A 13,824-nucleotide genomic window follows, 5' to 3' on the forward strand; every position below is an offset into this window, starting at 1 on the left:
GGGTGTCCTTGGTGTGGGCGGGTGGACGTGGCGCACCCGGGCGAAACGGAGGGGGAGGGCGGCGACGGCCGAAGAGGGTCGGACTCCTGGTTGGTGCCGCCGGGTGGGGCGGGTCAGGCCGAGTGGGTGAAGCCACCGGGGGCGGCGGTGCTCTTGGCGAGGGCGCGTTCGGTGATGGCCTTGGTGGTGCGGGAGGAGGCCGGGCCGATCTCCTTGGCGGAGCGCTCCTTGTACCAGGGCTTGAGGTCGAGCATCGCGACCTTCATGCCGGTGGCGAAGAGCAGGATCTTGCCCTTGGGGAGCGCGCGGATCTCGTCCGGGGGCAGGATGCGCTCGGTGCGCATCGACACGGATGTCGACTTGCCGCTGCCGGAGTCGGACACGGAGACGGTCTGCACGTCGTGCTCGCCGATCTGTCGGGAGAGCCGGTCTGCGAAGTCGGCGTCGTCGATGCCGCTGCCGATGACCTTGACGGTGGCCGCGGACCACAGGGCGTCCATGCCGGCCTCTCCCCAGCAGCGCTGTCCCTGGCGGTAGGACTGCAGGATGGTGATCGGGATGACGCCCCGGCTGCCGAGGTGGGAGTAGAGGTCCGGGAGGTCCGAGATTTTGCAGACGTTGGCGGCCTCGTCGAGGACGCACAGGGCGGGCGGGTCGAGTCGGCCGCCGGATCGTTCGGCGACGATGACGGCTGCGCGCATCACGGCGTCGGCCGCAGCCGCGATGATCGCCGAAGCCGAGCCGCCGCCGTCCTTGGAGAGCAGGAAGAGCGTGTCTCGGCTGGAGGCGAAGGCGAACGGCTTGAACTCCGGAAGGCCCTCGGTGGGGGTGACCCAGGCGGCGATCTCCGGGTCGAGCAGGCAGCTGGCGTACTGGCGTGCTGTCTCGTAGATGCCGTCCCTCGTCTCCGTGGCGCCGGTGACGGTGCCCTGGAGCTGGGCGCCGACCGCGTGGTGGCCGGCGTCGGTGAGCAGGTCGACCGGGGTGCGGTCGGAGGGCGAGGCGAGCCAGGCCAGCACGTCGGTGATCGGACGGCGGTGGCTGGCGGCGGCCAGGAAGAGCGACCCGAGGGTGTTGCTCGCCGCGGTCGACCAGAAGTCGGAACCGTTGGACTCGTCGACGGAGGCGGTGACGAAGTGCCCGGCGAGGCGCTTGGCGCCGGCGAGGTCGCGGGCGTCCGCGAGGATGTCCCACCACATCTCGCGCGGGTGGTGGGCGATCTGCTGCGGGTCGAGCGTCCAGACCGTGCCGACCTTCGCGCGGGCGTCGGCGCAGGCGGTGAAGGCGTCGTTGGCGGCCTTGTTGCTGGTCAGCAAGACCGGTCCGGGGGCTGCCAAGATTGCGGGGATCGCGATGCCGCTGGTTTTGCCGGAGCGGGGCGCCATGATGGCGACCATCACGTCCTCCCAGGAGGCGCGGACCTCGGCCTTGCCCGGGGAGAGCGTGCCGATCAGGATGCCCCGGTCGTTCGGTTCGACCTCTTTTACACTCCCGGCCCTTCAGGCTCGGGCGAAGGTTGCGGGCCTTCTTGGTGATCTCCGCGTCCAGGAGCGGCGCTATGTCCGCCTTGCGGGCCAGGCCGCTCCTGGCTCCGGAGCGGTGGCGCAGCCACAGCACCAGGACGGTGACGGTGGTGGCGAGGGTGAGGGCGCCCGGGACGATGCGGGCGCCGACCAGGACGGCGGCCGGGCCGAGGTGGGGCCACAGCCGGTCGGGGTGAAGGAGGGCTTCGGTGGTGTGGAACGGCGCCCAATCGCCGGAGCCGAAGAAGCAGTTGGTGAGGTTGCCGGTCAGCCAGGCGAGGGAGCCGAAGGCGAGAGCTGTGCCGACGACGGCGAACAGAAGGTAGAGGAGCGCGTCCGAGCCGGAGGTGGTGGACGGCGCGCCGGTGCGCGGGGCAGGCAAGAAGGAGTCCAGGAGGGTGCGAACGGGCGGTGGGCGGGGCGCGCTCGGCTCTCGTACGGATCACGGTGATCTCCTCGGGCAGGCGGGGACTGGCGGAACGTTTCAGTGGGTGCGGGCGGCAGTCCGGACCGGCGCCGCCGCGGGCGTGTCGGCCTGTGCATGGGTGGCCTTGGCAGTGACAGAGGACCCGGTGCGGAGGGTGGCGGCGTGCCGTTGTGTCTCGGACTGGACGATGCAGTTCCGGCCGACGTACCCGACGACCAGGTGAGGGGCGATTCCGACCCTGTACCCGGCGTCGTCCAGGAGGGTGGCCGCCGTGGAGGCCGCAGCGGCCTGGTCGGCGCCGGGAGTCTCCGGGGGCAGGCTGTAGCAGCATGAGCCGTGCGCGTCGGAGGCGGTGAACCCTCACTGGCCCAGGACATCGTGGACCTGGTCCGGGGCGTCGATCCGGCAGAAGGCCCGGACCACGTCGTCCGAGCGGCGGACGATCTCCACGTCGGTGCCAAAGACGTCGGCCAGGGTGCGCATGGTCGTGTTTTCCTTCTGGGGGCAGGCGGTTTCAGCGGGCTCGGCCGGCAAGCCCCGTCGATGCGGCTGGTAGGGACGGCACCCGGGCGGGGGCGGCTACGGCGAGCGGGCCGATGGACGGGAGTGCCGGGGCAGCGGCGCTGCGGGCGAGCGCTGCCCGGGTGCGCAGGGAATCGGCAGCCTGCACGAGGTGGCCCGGCTCAGGCCGTGCGGGCGCGGCGCCGAGGGTTCGCAGGTCGCTGATGGTGTCGGCGAGTTCGGCCTCGGCGGTGCCGATCAGTTCGGCGCCGGAGGAGAAGCGGTCGGACAGCTCGTACTCGTCGGGGGCGAGGTCGGTGACCTGCTCCGCCGCCGCTTCCAGCGCTTCCCGCAGCCGGGCGAGGACACCGTCGTCGGGGTCGAGGAGCCGGTCCAGCGACTTGGCGGCGTCGGCGGCGCTGGAGGCGCCGCGGATCTGGTCGGCCAGCTCCAGGACCTGCTGGCCCGCGACCTTGAGGCCCTGCGGATCGGTGGGGGTGGTGAGGCGGCCGGTGTCGAGTTTGGGGTCGAGGTCGACGTTGTAGCGGGCCGCGCGCAGCATCTCGGCGGCGTGCGTGGCGACGGCGACCCGGTCGGCGTGGGCCGTGGTGGTGGGCAGCCGGTGCCGCCGGCCGTACCAGTCCGCCTTCTCCTGGAAGCCGGCGTGTTTGAGCAGGGCGGCGGACAGGTCGTCGCTGGAGCCCTTGGCAGAGACGCTGCCGCTCGGCTCGATGCTGATGCTGATCGCGGGGGTGGGCATCCGGTAGTCCTTGGCGGTGGTGACGGAGGGGACGGTCCGGGTGAGGTGGCCGAGTTCGGCGGCGATGCGGTTGCACTCGGCCTGTACGTGGAAGGCGTCGCGGTAGGTGCCGTGGATGCGGCCGTCCTCGCGCACGACGGTGGCGACGATGTGCACCGAGTGGTCGAGGGTGCGGATCGCGGCCCACCGGCAGCCGTCCGGGTCGCCGGCGGGGGCGAGCCCGGTCGCGGTGACCAGGCGCCGGGCGACGCTGGCCCACTGCGCATCGCTCAGGTCCGGGTGCCGGGGGTCGGAGCGCACCGAGCACATCCACACCGGCCGCTCCGGCGCCCGGGCGCCGATCCGCTGGGCGGGGGCGTCCAGCACGCCGCCGCCGAGGACCTCCTGAGGGTCGCCGAACAGGGGCAGTTGCTTGTCGGCGCCCCGGTAGTCGGCGCCGATCAGCCTCGGGCGCAGCCGGTGGCGGGGGTCGTCCGGGCCGTAGAGCGCGGGGATCAGCGCGGCCGTGGTGGCGGCGCGCTGCAGGTGGGCGATCACGGCGTCCCCTTCTCGGACGGGAGGCGGGGCCCGGTGGCCGGGCCAGTGGGAGCGGATGCGCGAGCGTCAGCGCTGCGCGGTGAGTCCGCGGTCACGGGCGAAGTCTTCGCAGGCGAAGCGGGCCCAGCGCTGGTCGTTGTGAAGCCGGGCCCAGCGGCCGTCCTGGCGGACGACGGTGGCGACGAGGTCGAGCCGGTCCGCGGTGTTGCGCAGGGCCACCCACCGGCAGGCGTGGGGGTCGTCGTCCGGTTCGATGCCGGTGGCGTCGAGCACCTTCCACGTCAGCTCGAACCACTGGTCGTCGCTGAGCACGTCCTTGCTGCGGATTGAGCAGTGCCAGGTCAGGCGCCGGGACGGGGTGTGGCCGGTGCGGGGCTTGCGCAGCGCCAGCGGCTCGTCCAGCAGCGCCGCCAGGTCCGGCAGGACGATGTCCTCCTCGGCGGGCGGACCGGGCGACCACGACGCCAGCAGGTAGGACTCGAAACCGGGATCGTCGTCGTTCAGCACGGTGAGCAGGTCGGTCGTGCTCTCGGTGCGCCGGACGGTGCAGGACAGCGGGGAGGAGGACATGGCGGGACTTTCGAATCGCTGTGAAGGGGGCGGGAGTTGGTGAAGACGCTCTGCGCCGGGGCCGGGCGCGGGCCGGTCAGACGAAGGGGTTCTCGGTCGGCCGGTCGGTGTCCACGGCCGCCTCCAGCAGCTCGGGCAGGTCGCCGGGGTCGCAGGCGCGCTGGTCGATCCACCAGCCGGCGCGGGTGATCGTGCGGGCCTGGTCCTCGATCAGCTCCCACTCGGGTTCCGCCATGCCGGCGTCGAGGACGAGCGCGGTGTAGGCGGCGGCGAGGACCTGGTGGCGGCACCGGACGCCCCAGGCGATGCCCCTCTCGGTGCCCTCCAGCGGCGGCATCCGGTACTGCTTGGACCAGTCGTCCGACTCGGCCTGCTCGGTGGCCCGCTTGGCCTCCAGCCACGCCGTCTTCTCGGCCTCGTCACCGAACTTCGCCGCGCGCCAGCAGTCGGTGCACTCCTGCTTGGCCAGCCACTCGGCGAAGCCGGCCCGGCGGTCGGCCGGTCGGTCGCCGAGGTCGCGTTCGGCCTCGTGCCCGCACGAGTGGGTGATCTGCCAGACCTTCTTCACGGCCATGTGCTCTGCTCCTTGAGGGGTGGGGTGAGGGTGGTCAGTGGACGCGGGCGAAGGCGACGCGTGGGTCGACCGCCGCCGGTGGGGGGCTCACCGCGATGGCGGTCGGCACGGTGGCGGGTGCCTTGAGCGCGGCCTCGTCGACTCGGAACTTGTGCGTGGTGAACGCCTGCCGGACCGTTGTGCGGTGAGCGGCGACGTCCTCGGCGAGCTGGGGCTGCAAGGCGACCTGGAAGTTGCCGCGCCGCAGTCCCATGACGGTGTGGGCCACCACGTCGAGCGACTCCGCCCGGGTGCCGGCCGGGGGGAGGTAGACGTCCAGTTCCCGGTGATGGCGCCAGCCATCGGTGTCCAGGAAGATGCCCGGGTTGAAGGGCAGGTCGTCGTTGACGGCGGCGACGATGCCCAGGCTCAGGTGCTCGGCGATGGCGACGTCGGGGCCCGGACTCGGGGCGGGGGTGCGCGGCCCGGAGACCTCCAGCGCGGCGTCGGCCTGCCTCGCTTGGGCCGGGTGCTTGCCGTTGGCGGGCTCGGAGGCGAGGGCCATGTCGGTGTCGACGCGGTAGCCGGCGCCGGTGAGGAGCTTGGCGGCCCAGGCGGCGCGCTCGGGGGCTTCGCGGTGCTGGTCGGTGAGGGTGAAGAGCTTCGGGTTGCCGGGCAGGCGCTGGAAGTCGAGGCGTTCCAGCATCCACTCGGCGGCTGGGGACTGGGTGGGCAGGGAGGCGACGATGCCGTGGCTCGGGTGGTGCCCGATGGCGACGTCGGGAAGCTGGGTGGGATCGGCAGCAGGCACGGGGGGCTCCGCTTCGCTGGTACGGACAAGGGCTGCCGGGGCCGTGGGGACGCCTTCCGGCGGAGCTGATGATGCGGAGAGCCAGGAGTTTGGCCCGGCCGGAATCTGCTGGTAGAGCGCATGGCCACCGGGCCGGGCACTGCACGTCCGGAAGCGTCGGCGCCGTGGGGCTAGGGTGCTCTGTCCGCGGAAGCGGCTGACGCGGCTGAGGGTGGTTGCGACCCGCTCCTCGCGGTCCGGTGCGAGGAGCGAGGCGTCTGTGGTGGACCCGTGGGTTCAGGATTCTCGAACGGCCGGCTGGTCAGGCGGCCATGCGGAAGTCGGTGTCGTACAGAGCCCGTTCGCTGCTGTGGAGGAGGTGCTGGACGATGAAGGAGAGCGAGGCGACCTTCCACAGGCCCCGGCCGCGGGTGAGGGCGGCGATGGCCTGGGCCTCGACACCGGTGAGGCCGAGCAGGGTCATGGCGGCGGGGATCTGGTCCGGTTCCTGGCGGTAGATGATCCGGGTGGAGCAGTCGGCGAGGAGACCCTCGGCGAGGACGCGCCCTCGCGATCCGGCGTCGCCTGCGGAGAGCAGGTCGGAAAGCCGGTGCAGGATCAGCAGGTTGGCGATGCCCAGCCCGCGGCTTAGCTTCCACTGCTGCTGCATGCGCTCCAGCAGGCCGACGTGGCGCATGATCCGCCATGCCTCGTCGTAGATCACCCACCGCCTGCCGCCGGCGGGGTCGGCGAGGGCGGCCTCCATCCACGCCGAGGCGCAGGTCATGGCGAGGACGAGGGCGGTGTCGTCGCCGCTGCTTCCGAGGCGGGACAGGTCGATGGAGAGCATCGGCGCGTTCGCGTCGAACGTCACGGTGGACGGCGCGTCGAACATGCCGCTCAAGTCCCCGTGGACCAGGCGGCGCAGGGCGTGGGCGAGGTCGTCGGTGGCGTGGCCGAGGCTGCCGGCCTGGCCGCCGAGAGCGGCATCGAGGCACTCGGGGCGGCCGAGGACGTGGGCGATATCGCCCAGCAGTGGCACCGTGCCGTTCGCGTCGGCGTCGGCGACGACCAGGTCGAGCGCGACGTCGAGGCCGGTGTGCTCCATCGGCAGCAGGTCGCGCTTGAGGACGGTGGCCGCGAGGCTGGCGAGCAGCAGGAGCCGGCGCTTGCGGACCTCGCCGCTCCAGTCTTCCTCGCTCACCCCGTCCGGGCGCTTCGGGGCGTCGAGCGGGTTCAGCCTGCCGGGGAGGCCGGGGCCCAGGGCGATGGTCTGGCCACCGAGGGCCTGGGCGAGCCCCGTCCACTCGCCCTTCGGGTCTGAGGGGACGTAGATCTTGTAGCCGTGGGCGATGGAGCGGGTGGCGATGGACTTGGCGAGGGCGCTCTTGCCCATGCCGATGACGCCGCACAGGATCGCGTTCGGGTTCGTGAACCCCTCTATTCGGCCGGAGTTGTAGAGCGTGAAGGGGTCGAAGCAGAAGGAGCCCTCGGCATGGAGGTCACGGCCGATGAAGGCGCCCTCGGCGCCGAGGCCGGCCTCCGCGAGGAAGGGGTAGGCCCCGCCGGCGACGGCGGTGGTCAGGCGGTGCTTGGGCAGTCGGAGCTTCCCACCGCGAGCGGAGGCGGGACCCGGCCGACCGGAGACCGGGTAGAGGGGCTGGAGGTCCGCGGCGGGGCCGCTGTTCCGGGGGCGTTCGTCGGCGGGCTGTGCGTGGCGGGCCTTGGTGCGGGCCTGGGCGAACTCGGCCCGGGCGGCACGCTGTTGGGCGCGGGTGATCTTGCGCGGGACGAACAGGGGGCTGGCGGTGGCACGGTTCCTGGGCATGATCACGGATTCCGGGGGTGCAGGGTCAGCGGCGGACGAGGCCGGTGAACGGGGCGTGCAGGTCGGCGGGGGTGGTGCGGCGGCGCACCAGCTGGGCGGTCTCCTGGTGGCGGCGGCAGATGCTCAGCTCCGGCGCGCCCTCGGGCAGGCGGGCGCGGCAGGCGTCGGGACCGGGGACCTCGCCGCTGCCGGGCCGGGGCGAGGCGTGGTAGGCGGCGTGGAGGTGCTCGGCGGCCTGCCACAGGCGGGTGCGGGCGGCCTTGAGGTGGTCGCCCTCGGCTGGCAGCAGCGGCGCGGTGCGCTGGGCGTGGGCGTCGAGGAGGCCGTGCAGCGCGACCAAGTGCTCGTGGAGCGAGTCCAGTTCGGCGCGGGAGGCGACCAGCGGGCCGGTCGGGATGTTGAGCGCGCGGTGGAAGTCGATCGCGGCGGTTGCGTACGGGACGAAGTCCTGCGCGGAGGCGGGGGTGGCCGGCATCAGGGGTGCTCTTTCGGAAGACGGGAGGGCCGGCATCAGGCGGCGAGGGCGAACGGCAGCGCGGAGGCGGTGAACGCCTCGGCCTGCTGCCAGGTGAGCGGGCGCAGGTCGAGCTGGGCGCCGACAGCGGCGGTCTCCACCACGGCGCAGGCGGAGCGCAGTTCGTCCTCGGTATCCGCGGAGACGGTCAGCAGTCCGGTGAGCGCGACATCGGCGTGCCCGGCGATCAGCTGCCGTTCGCGGTCCTGGATGTCCTGGTACTCCACGGAGTCGGCCTCGCTGGAGACCTGGCCCTTGCGGGCGCGCTCGGCGGAATCCGCGATCACGCTGGCCTTCTTGCGGCGCACGTCGCGCAGCGCGGAGTCGAGGTCCTGCGGCTCGTAGGAGAGGGAGACGGTGCGGCGCACGCCGGAGGCGAACATGACCTGGTGCAGGAACCCGGGGTTGACCTGCGTCCTGGGCCAGTTCTCCACCCAGTACGTGGTGTGGTGGGCGGAGTCGGTCGAGATGTGGTCGGCCTTCTCCACCACGACCACCGGTCCGGCGGCGGCCGGGTCGGCGGATGGGCGCCCGTCCTCGGACCAGCGGTCCAGCGCGGCACGGGACTTCGGGTCGTAGGCGGTGCGGGCGACGGCGGCGATCTCGCCCGCGGACAGCCAGCCGGCCGGGGTGAGACCGGCGGTGCGCGCGGACTGCTCGAACGCGGAGGTGAGCTGGGCCAGGACCGCGAAGCCGCCGGTCAGGCCGCCTCCGGCCTGGTTGATCAGCCGGCGCGCGCTCTTGAAGTCCAGGGCGATGGCGACGTACGCCTCGTGCGGGGCGGCGGCCGGACCTGCGCCGCGGATCAGCTCCCCGTACAGCTCACCGGCCAGCGGAGCGTCGGGGCGGCCGTGCTCCTCCCAGTACCGGCGAAGCGCGTCACCGGTGTCCGGCACGGTGCGCTCGATCACCTGGATGCGGGCGACCTGGCCGGTGCGGGCAAGCGCCGCGAGCGCGCGCCCCCAGCCGGTGACGTTGGCATCCTGGGTGCCGGGGTCGAGCAGCGCGTACGCGCGGGAGGAGACCTTGACGATCGCGGTGAGGGTGCCGGCGTGCGGGTCGTGGACGGCGCCGTAGCGGCCATCGGGCGCGGTGACCACGCGCAGACTGGCTGCGCTGCCGGGCAGGTGGAGCAGGCCCTCGCGCACCGGGCGGGAGGAGGGCCGGGTGAGCCAGACCAGCTGTCCGCGCAGGCGCCGCAGGCCGTAGCGGGCGGCGACGGGCGCCCAGTCGGCGAGGGTGCGGCCCCGGTAGCGGATGAACACCAGGGCGGCGACACCCGCCCACAGGGGTACGAGCTGCAGGGCGCCGGTGACGCCCCAGGTGACGAGCACAGCGAGCAGCAGCAGGCCGGTGGCGGAGCAGGTGATCAGCTGCGCGGCGCTCAGGCCGAGCAGCACGCCTCGGCGGCTGCGGTGGGGGAACTTGACGGACGCAGGGGTGGCGTCGGGCGTCGAGGAGGACATCGGGGTTCCATACGGGGTGAGCGTGCGGGCGGCGGGCGGGGACGCGGCACTCTTCTGGACGTCATCGCAGAGACTCCTTCGAGGGTCCGAGATCGAGTGGTGGGCCCGGGGCGGGCGGCGGGGGCTGCCGCCCGCCCCAGGACATGGGGGTGCCGGTCAGGAACCGGACCGGGTGGGACCGGGGTAGACGAACCGGGCAGGTTCCGGAGCCGGTGCTCCGCCCGGGGCCGGTCCTGCGCCCGCCGGTGCGGGAGGTGCCGGGGCGCCGGGGCCTGCGGGGGTCGTCGAGACGCCGGGTACTGACGGTGCGGAGGGCTGGGCCGCGACGCCGTCCTGGCCGCCGCTGGATGCCGGCTGCTCACCGCTGCTGCTGGGCGAGGCCCGGGTGATCAGGGCCGGGATGCCGGGCCGGGTGACCAGGGCGCGTCCGCGGTCGCCGCCGGCGTTCGTGTCCTCGCCGAAGCGGAACTTCGTCGGCTGCTGCGCGGGGCCGGCGTCGATCCCCTCCTTGCTGATCTGGCCGGTCGGGTCGATGCCGGAGGCGGCACCGCCACCGCCCACGCCCGGGACCTGGGCCGGGCCCTGCGGTGCCGGGACGCCGGTGCCCATTTGCATGGCCAGGGAGCTGGCGGTCTTCGCCGCCCCGGCCGCGACCGCCATGCCGGCCATGCCGGTGCGGTGCGTGTCGTCGTGGCCGCTGCCGTCCGTCGCCCAGTGGACGAACTTGTAGACGGCGTACGGACACAGCAGCACCATGACCATGATCACGACACCGGCCAGGGCATCGGACAGGGCGGCCATACCGTCCTTGGCGTCCGTCTTGCCCAGCGCGGAGACGCCGACGAGGAAGACCACCGTCATCAGCAGTTTAGAGACGATCAGGGTGGCGGTGGCCTCGATCCAGCCGCGCCGCCACCGCTGGGCGACCTCCCAGCCGCCGCCGGCACCCGCGAATGCCGCGAGCGCCACCAGGATCAGTACACCGACCTTGCGGGCGACCATCACGCCCCAGTAGAGGAACGCCCCGATCGCGCTGCCGACCGCGACCAGGGCCGGGATCGCCCAGCCGAGCGGGAACATGGCGCCGAACTGCGACACCTTGATCATGCGCCTGACCGCGTCGGCGACGCTGGTGTGCGCGGCTTGGAACAACCCGGCCGACAAGGCGTCGACGGTCGTCACGGCCACAGCCGTGAACGAGATGGCGGCGAAGGCGAACAGGACACCGGTCATGGTGCCCCAGGCGGCCTTGGCCAGCGCCCGCTCGTCGCGCCGCCAGGCGGCCAGGATCAGCTGCGCGCAGAAGGTGCCCACGGTCAGGATCAGCCCTATCGGCAGGATCAAGGCGTAGTTGTCCCTGAACCAGGGCGCCGACAGGTCGATGGCCGTGGTCTCGTCGACCGCCTTCGCGCACAGGTCGACGGCGCTGGCCGCCAGCTCACCCATCGACTTGGCGATCCACGCGCCGATGCCGTCGGTGATCGACTTGCCCGGGTCGCTGACGAAGTTGATGCCGTCGACGACGTTGCAGACCTGGGCGACCATCGGGAGGTTGCAGATATCCACGAGGAACTCCCGGAGGTCAGGGCGCCACGGTCGGCAGCACACCGGCGAGGGCACACGGGCGGTCGGGACGGCACTGGACGGCGAGGGTGGCCGAGCGGTCCTCGGCACCACCGGCCGGGGAGCCGTTCCAGGCGATCGACTGCTTCCCGGAGACGGTCACGGCGTAGACGTACGCCTGCGTGATCGCCCCCGGATCGGCCTGCAACGCCTTGGCGAACCGGTCCGGGAAGTGCGCCTCGTCCGCGGTCGCGGTGGCGAACTGCCCGGAGTCGGCCATCCGCCCCCACAGCACCGGGGAGGGCACCAGGCGGTCGACCGAGTCGGCGTCGACGAACTGCCCCTCGCTGGTCAGCCACCGGTGGAGGGAGGCCACCAGCTCCGGCTGCGAGGACGAGCGGGTGTCGTACGACCACAGCGCCACCGCCGCCGCCTTCGCGAACGCGATCGGATCGTGCGTCGAGGGCGGACCCGGCAGCTCCTTCGGGTGCCCGTCCGGCGTCGGCGAGGCCGCCGGTGCGGAGGGTCCCGCCGAACTCGCGGATGCCGCAGTGGGGCTGGTGGTCTCGCGTCCGTCTCGGGTGACGTAGGCCAGCACGCCGGCGAAGGCGACGAGCACCACCAGGACCAGCGAGCCCAGCAGCGCCCGGCGGCGCACCAGCATGCCGCCGGACCCCCCTGTTCGAGGGCTGGAAATGGAGGAACGTTTCTGCATTACTTGACCTGGCTTCCGAGCGTCGAGAAGAAGGAGACAACCCCGTTGGCCGCGCCGAGCAGCAGCGCCGCGCCGGCCGAGACGAGGACGCCCTTCTTCCCGTTGGCCTCGGCCTGATGACCGCCCGAGTGGTGGCCCCAGGCCCACACCCCGGCGCTCACAGCCAGGGCGCCGACGACCGCGATGATCCCGAACAGGTTCAGGCTGCCCATCACCTGCTTGAGGACCGAAAGGCCAGGCAGTCCACCCTCGTTGGGGGTGATGCCGGGGTCGTAGGCGAGCTGTACGACTGCGTCCGCGAGATACAAGGGAAGCTCCAGAGCGGTTCAGGGCGCGCGAAGGCAGCCCAAAGAAGGGGGGAGGGGAGGGGGAGGAGAAGAAGCGGGTCAGACGACCCGGCGGACCGCGAGGATCTCCGGCCGCCACGAGGCCAGGGTCGAGATCTTGACCACGTCGCCGGTCTTCGGCGCGTGCACGATCAGCCCGCTGCCGATGAACATGCCCACGTGCTCCGGCACGGCGGCAGTGCCCCTGGTGAACAACAGGTCGCCCGGCTTGAGCGAGTCCGCCGAAGCGGCGCTGCCCTGCTTGACCTGGTCGTACGTGGTCCGCTCCAGCGAGACACCGGCCGACCGGTAGGCCATCTGCATCAGCGAGGAGCAGTCACACCTGCCCATCGGGTCCGCACCGTGCGAGTTCGCGCAGGTGCCGCCCCACTGGTAGGCGGTGCCCAACTGGCCGAGCGCCCACCGGATCGCGGTCTGCACCGGCTGCGGCGCATCGGCCGGGATCGTGTAGCCGCCTGGCAGCGAGCCGGCCGGGATCGTGCCGAAGTCGCTGCCGTCGCCGCCCGCCGTGGGCGTCCCGCAGCCGCCGCCCGCAGTCGGGCTAGCGCTCGCGCCGGCCGTCGGTGCCGGTGCCGGTGCCGGCGTCGGGTTCGGCGTGGGCGAGGTACCGGAGGCAGGAGCGAGCAGCAGCGCGAGGGCCTTCTGGAGCGCTTCCGCCAAGGGCTGCCACTTGGCGTAGGCGTCGGGGAAACCGGAGCGCTGCACCGCCTGGGCGGCCTGGGTGACGGTCATCGACTCCCAGCCGTTCACCTTCTGCAGCGCCTCGTAGAACTTCGTCGAGGCGTACACCGGCTGCATGATCTGCTCCGGCGTGCCCCAGCCCTGCGAGGGTCGCTGCTGAAACAGCCCCAGCGAGTCCCGGTCACCGCCGTTGATGTTGCGAAGTTCGCTCTCCTGCAGCGCCGTTGCCAGGGCGACGACCTGCCCGCGAACGGGGATGTGCATCGCGACGCCGGTGGCCTGGATCGTCCGGGCGTTGGGGATCTGCTCGCCGGGCTTGCTCAGCCCGGCGACGGCCGGAGCCGACAGCGGACTGGAGCCCTTGAGGATCGCCTCAACCTGCGCCGCCACTGCCGAGGACTCCACACCCTGTGGATTTCCGCCGGATGGACAGGAGCTGGCCGTGGTGGCCGAGGCGTTGCCCGCGCCGACGATGGCAACCGGCAGGGCCAGCACCAGCGGACCGGCGGCGACGACGCCGACGAGCGCGCCGACCGTCTTCTTCACGACGGCCCCCGGCCACCGGGCAGCGGCTGGACGGGCAGCGGAGGCGGATGAGGGCATGAGTGTGCCAGGGCATGCTGCATCGCAGCGGCTCCTCGGGGACGCGTAGGAGAACGCGGTGCCGGCCTCTCGTGCGAAGAAGTCGCCGGCACCGCGCCGGTGGTGAAACCGCCCTCGCTAAGGACGGGCCCGGCTCAGGGGAGTTGGTAGCTCCAGGACGCCGGTTTCGGGTCACGCGCGGCAGCCAGCCGCGCTCGTAATCTCAGCCGGAACACAACGACGCTCCTCGGAACTCAGGGGGAAGGGGATGCCGTCCGCACGTGGGCCACGCCTGCACTGGGCAGAACGGATCAACACGCACCGGGCCAGGGCCCTTTGGCCTGCTGCCCGGTTGGCATGGCGAGACAGTAGACGCGAAAGTCGGCCGCACCAAACGACCCCTCGGTCGAGCCCTGCACCCCGTCGCGCTCATTAGGTACGGCCGCCGATCGCGGCTACCGTCCTGG

Annotated in this window: 12 protein-coding genes and 1 pseudogene; all 13 read right to left on the reverse strand. The window is 72.6% G+C overall.

All coding sequences use genetic code 11. From position 1 onward, the window contains the following. Window positions 1-113: 113 nt before the first annotated feature. The 13 genes and pseudogenes from ACIQ87_RS08560 to ACIQ87_RS08620 all read right to left on the reverse strand — a co-directional run bounded on the left by ACIQ87_RS08560 (window position 114) and on the right by ACIQ87_RS08620 (window position 13,321). A pseudogene (locus tag ACIQ87_RS08560) lies at window positions 114-1,905 on the reverse strand (type IV secretory system conjugative DNA transfer family protein). Window positions 1,906-2,310: 405 nt separating this feature from the next. Further along, on the reverse strand, window positions 2,311-2,433 hold the full coding sequence (locus ACIQ87_RS08565; RefSeq protein WP_402403507.1) for a hypothetical protein: 123 nt from the start codon (window positions 2,431-2,433) through the stop codon (window positions 2,311-2,313). Between the two features lie 31 nt (window positions 2,434-2,464). Continuing rightward, complete coding sequence (locus ACIQ87_RS08570) at window positions 2,465-3,748, reverse strand: hypothetical protein (protein WP_402403510.1); 1,284 nt, start codon at window positions 3,746-3,748, stop codon at window positions 2,465-2,467. A gap of 66 nt (window positions 3,749-3,814) precedes the next feature. Beyond that, on the reverse strand, window positions 3,815-4,318 hold the full coding sequence (locus tag ACIQ87_RS08575) for a hypothetical protein (protein WP_402403513.1): 504 nt from the start codon (window positions 4,316-4,318) through the stop codon (window positions 3,815-3,817). A gap of 76 nt (window positions 4,319-4,394) precedes the next feature. Beyond that, window positions 4,395-4,892, reverse strand: coding sequence for a hypothetical protein (locus ACIQ87_RS08580; RefSeq protein WP_402403516.1), 498 nt, complete (start codon window positions 4,890-4,892; stop codon window positions 4,395-4,397). A gap of 34 nt (window positions 4,893-4,926) precedes the next feature. After that, window positions 4,927-5,682, reverse strand: coding sequence for a hypothetical protein (locus tag ACIQ87_RS08585; RefSeq protein ID WP_402403519.1), 756 nt, complete (start codon window positions 5,680-5,682; stop codon window positions 4,927-4,929). Window positions 5,683-5,983: 301 nt separating this feature from the next. Then, on the reverse strand, window positions 5,984-7,489 hold the full coding sequence (locus ACIQ87_RS08590; protein ID WP_402403522.1) for an ATP-binding protein: 1,506 nt from the start codon (window positions 7,487-7,489) through the stop codon (window positions 5,984-5,986). 25 nt (window positions 7,490-7,514) lie between these two features. Next, window positions 7,515-7,964 (reverse strand): DUF6238 family protein, encoded by a 450-nt coding sequence (locus tag ACIQ87_RS08595; protein ID WP_402403525.1) that lies wholly within the window; start codon window positions 7,962-7,964, stop codon window positions 7,515-7,517. Window positions 7,965-7,999: 35 nt separating this feature from the next. Further along, on the reverse strand, window positions 8,000-9,469 hold the full coding sequence (locus tag ACIQ87_RS08600; protein ID WP_402403528.1) for an SCO6880 family protein: 1,470 nt from the start codon (window positions 9,467-9,469) through the stop codon (window positions 8,000-8,002). 156 nt (window positions 9,470-9,625) lie between these two features. Next, on the reverse strand, window positions 9,626-11,035 hold the full coding sequence (locus ACIQ87_RS08605) for an ATP-binding protein (protein ID WP_402403531.1): 1,410 nt from the start codon (window positions 11,033-11,035) through the stop codon (window positions 9,626-9,628). Between the two features lie 16 nt (window positions 11,036-11,051). Then, window positions 11,052-11,696 (reverse strand): hypothetical protein, encoded by a 645-nt coding sequence (locus ACIQ87_RS08610; RefSeq protein ID WP_402403533.1) that lies wholly within the window; start codon window positions 11,694-11,696, stop codon window positions 11,052-11,054. A gap of 50 nt (window positions 11,697-11,746) precedes the next feature. Further along, window positions 11,747-12,055: a DUF6112 family protein gene (locus tag ACIQ87_RS08615; RefSeq protein ID WP_063346628.1), complete on the reverse strand. Its 309-nt coding sequence runs from the start codon at window positions 12,053-12,055 to the stop codon at window positions 11,747-11,749. A gap of 78 nt (window positions 12,056-12,133) precedes the next feature. Next, entirely contained in the window at window positions 12,134-13,321 is a 1,188-nt protein-coding gene (locus ACIQ87_RS08620) for a C40 family peptidase (RefSeq protein WP_402403536.1), read from the reverse strand. Window positions 13,322-13,824: the final 503 nt, after the last annotated feature.

The sequence above is a fragment of the Kitasatospora sp. NPDC096204 genome (assembly GCF_044763205.1).
Taxonomy (GTDB): domain Bacteria; phylum Actinomycetota; class Actinomycetes; order Streptomycetales; family Streptomycetaceae; genus Kitasatospora.